Source organism: Thermoflexus sp., assembly GCF_042408365.1.
GTDB lineage: Bacteria > Chloroflexota > Anaerolineae > Thermoflexales > Thermoflexaceae > Thermoflexus.
Genome location: NZ_JBHOQJ010000034.1, coordinates 1 through 3542, shown reverse-complemented (window position 1 = coordinate 3542; position 3542 = coordinate 1). Strand labels below are relative to the sequence as shown.

At 63.4% G+C, this 3542-nt stretch carries 5 protein-coding genes; 4 read left to right on the top strand and 1 reads right to left on the bottom strand.

The genetic code is table 11. The features are described 5' to 3' along the window. Positions 1 to 245 precede the first annotated feature (245 nt). From ACFMO5_RS01475 to ACFMO5_RS01460, 4 genes are all read left to right on the top strand, one after another. Positions 246 to 572, top strand: a complete 327-nt coding sequence (locus tag ACFMO5_RS01475) for a phage integrase N-terminal SAM-like domain-containing protein (protein WP_376790999.1) — start codon at positions 246 to 248, stop codon at positions 570 to 572. Beyond that, positions 517 to 1206: a tyrosine-type recombinase/integrase gene (locus ACFMO5_RS01470; RefSeq protein WP_376790998.1), complete on the top strand. Its 690-nt coding sequence runs from the start codon at positions 517 to 519 to the stop codon at positions 1204 to 1206. Before ACFMO5_RS01475 ends, ACFMO5_RS01470 begins: the two co-directional genes overlap by 56 nt. A gap of 154 nt (positions 1207 to 1360) precedes the next feature. Then, positions 1361 to 1777, top strand: coding sequence for a tyrosine-type recombinase/integrase (locus ACFMO5_RS01465; RefSeq protein WP_376790997.1), 417 nt, complete (start codon positions 1361 to 1363; stop codon positions 1775 to 1777). Between the two features lie 39 nt (positions 1778 to 1816). Then, entirely contained in the window at positions 1817 to 1972 is a 156-nt protein-coding gene (locus ACFMO5_RS01460; RefSeq protein WP_376790996.1) for a tyrosine-type recombinase/integrase, read from the top strand. A gap of 357 nt (positions 1973 to 2329) precedes the next feature. Here ACFMO5_RS01460 and asd read toward each other — a convergent pair whose 3' ends face one another. Further along, on the bottom strand, positions 2330 to 3385 hold the full coding sequence (gene asd, locus ACFMO5_RS01455; RefSeq protein WP_376790995.1) for an aspartate-semialdehyde dehydrogenase: 1056 nt from the start codon (positions 3383 to 3385) through the stop codon (positions 2330 to 2332). Between the last annotated feature and the right edge of the window lie 157 nt (positions 3386 to 3542).

The window sequence follows — 3542 nt, the reverse complement described above, 5'->3', positions numbered from 1 at the left end:
ACCCACCATGCGAGCGAGCGATTAGGTGGTGGATGAAGGAGCGCTATCGGACGATGCGAGGGTATAAGCGGGAGGAGTCGGCGGTGAACGGGAATCGGCTTCTGGCCGGGTGTGGAAATCCCTTGAAGCGAGGTGGAGCCCACCTGGCGATGGTGTTGGGCTAAAGGGGAAAAAGAAAAACAGGGACTCCGCAGGGCGATCCCGCCTTGCCACCGTGCTGCCGATTTTTGAACAATCACACAATCATGCCGGAGAAGAAACTCGCCGACCGCCTCCGCGAGGCCGTTCGATTGCGCGGGTACTCCATCCGCACCGAGAAAGCCTATGTCCATTGGTACGAACGTTTTGTCCGCTTCCACAAACTGCGCCACCCCGCCACCATGGGCACACCAGAGGTCGAAGCCTTCCTCACCCATCTCGCTGTTCATGAACAGGTCTCCGCCTCCACTCAGAACCAGGCCCTCGCTGCCCTTCTGTTCCTCTACCAGGAAGTCCTCGGCATCCCTCTCGGCGACTTTGCACGCCCTCCGCGCCAAGAAGACCACCTACGTCCAGCCCTACCTCAGTCATGACGAATGCCTACGCATCCTCGCCCACCTGGACGGCGCACCCTATCTCGTTGCCTGCTTCCTCTATGGAAGCGGCCTGCGCCTCCTGGAAGCCCTGCGCCTACGTATCCAGGACCTTGACTTTGAAAACTCGCTCATCACTATTCGTGATACCAAGTCCAACCGCGACCGCGTGACCTTCCTCCCCGACGAGGAACGCTTCCTCCAACGCCTCCACGCCCACCTTGAGCAGGTGCGCCGCCTCTACAACGCCCACCCCGATGTCCCGGTCTCCATGCCCCCGGCCCTGGCCCGCAAATACCCCGGGGCCGAAACATCCTGGGATTGGCAATACCTGTTCCCCTCCCGTGACCTCTCCGTAGACCCCCGCACCTACACGGTCAAGCGGCATCACCTGCACCCCAGCGGCGTCCAACGGGCTATCACCACCGCCGTCCGTGCTGCCGGCATCACCAAACGCGCCACGGCCCATACCCTGCGTGCCGCCTTCGCCCTTCGGCTTAAAGAGGCCGGTTACCAGCTCGACGATATCCAGAAGCTCATGGGACACGCTGACATCCGCACCACTCAACACTACCTTGAAAGCCAACCACCTGCCCACAAGCGCCTGCGAAGCCCGCTATCCTCCAAACCCTGACGCCACCCCGTCGAAACGGCGTCCTGAGCGGAGCGAAGGATGGGCGCCCCGGAAGGGAACGTCGCCGCCTCCGCCCAGAACCAGGCCCTGTAGGGGCAAAGCGGCGCTTTGCCCCTACTTCCTCTACTTCTTCCTCTACCGCGAGGTCCTCCCCATGGAGATTAATCCCGTCTTCCTCCCTTCGGCCAAACGACCCCAACGCCTCCCCACCATCCTCACCCGCGACGAGGTCCTGCGCCTTCTGAGCCACCTGGACGGCGTCTACAAATTGATGGCCCAACTCCTCTACAGCTCCGGCCTCCGCCTGATGGAGTGCGTCCGCCTGCGCATCCAGGACATGGACTTTGAGTACCGCACCATCACCGTCCGGGACGGCAAGGGCGAGAAGGACCACATCGTCCCCCTGCCGGAGACGGTCATCCCCGAACTCCGCCGCCAGACAGAACGGGTACGCCTGCTCCACGAGGAGGACCTGGCCGCCGGCTGTGGCGAGGTCTACCTCACCCCTCCCCCGGCCCTTCGGGCCACCCCCTCCCCTCTCCTGACTGAAACAGGAGAGGGGAGGGGGTAGCGGCGAAGCCGCTGGGGGCGGGATGAGGAAAGAGGAAAGTTGAGGGCGGGCATCCAGAAACGGGTGACCCCGCACACGCTGCGGCATTCTTTCGCCACCCACCTCCTCCAGGCCGGATACGACATCCGCACCGTCCAGGAGCTGCTGGGCCACAAGGATGTGCGGACGACCATGATCTACACCCACATCCTATAGCAGGGTGGTCTGGCCATCCGTTCTCTGCTGGATATGTTCAGATGAAGAGCGAGGGACGGAACATCCACAAGATCTCTCGGGGCTGACAGGGGGCACATTTCGGGGTGTGCGATGGGCTTTGCGTCGCTCTCTATCGGTATGGAGACTGCCCCCTCGACGCTGTGAACGCTACCCAGGAGCCCATGATCTACAAAAGCATTTTTACCATACCACAAGATGCCCTCATGGATCAAGCTTCTTCCTGACCATCTGGCCTCTGGCCTTGGGAGAACCGCCTTCGGCAGCCCGCACCCCACCAAGAGGCGAATCTCCTTTCTCCCCGCACGGCAAAAGGGGTGGCTGCCTGGAGCTCAACGGCTACACCTTCCCCATCCACCGCAGAGCGGCCTCGGCGTTGAAGAGGGCGGCACCGGCCGCGCCCCGGATGGTGTTATGAGTGAGGGCTACGAATTTCAGGGTGAACACCGGGCAGCGCTGCACCCGCCCCACCACCACGCTCATCCCATCCCCCGCCATCCGATCCAGCCGGGGCTGCGGGCGGTCGGGCTCGGTCCGCACCACGATGGGCTGAGCCACGGCGCTCGGGAGGTCCGCCACTTCCTCCGGCGGGCGATAACCCCGCATCGCCCGCATCGTTTCCTCTGGGGAGATGGCTTCCTCTAGCTCTACAGATATGCAGACCAGATGCCCATCCAAGGTCGGAACCCGGTTCGTTTGGGCGCTGATGACCAGACCAGCCTCCTCCACGGCTCCGTCGACGAACCGCCCTAGCAGCTTGCGGGGTTCCCGTTCCAGCTTCTCCTCCTCGCCGGGGATGTAGGGCAGGATGTTATCGACGATCTCGAGGGAAGGCACCCCTGGGTACCCGGCTCCGGAGAGCGCCTGGAGGCTCACCAGATGGACCCGGCGGACCCCATAGGGCATCAGCGCCTTCAGGGGAAGAACGGCCGCGGTGGTGGTGCAGTTCGGATTGGTCAACAGGGTCCCAGACCAATTCCGGGTTGCCCTCTGGCGCGCGATCAACCCAATATGGTCGAAGTTCACATCGGGCATCACCAGCGGCACATCCTCGGCCATGCGATACGCGGAGGCGTTGCTGGCCACCAGATACCCCGCTGCGGCGAAACGGGGCTCCACCTCGCGGGCGATCTCCGAGGGCAGGGCGGAGATCACGATCTCCGCATCCAGCTCCGGTTCGGTCGGCCTCACGATCATCTGGGCGGCCCATTCCGGCATCGGTGCCCCCAGCAGCCAGCGGCACGCCTCCCCGTACGGGCGGCCGACCGAGCGATCGGACCCGGTCAGGGCAACCACTCGGAACCATGGATGGTGGTCCAACAGATGCACCAACCACTGGCCTACCATCCCTGTGGCGCCCAAGATCGCAACACGAAAGGAGGGTTTCACGCTCATTGCCTGCTCCGTCGATGTTTAGGATATGAGACGGTGTAACGATTCAGACTGGCCCCATTCGGTTGAAGGCGCTCGTGAGGAGGCGGAAGGGACCCACTCCCCCTTCATTCCCCTCACAGCCCGTTGGGCCAAAATATTTTCGGGGCGGAGCCGCGCG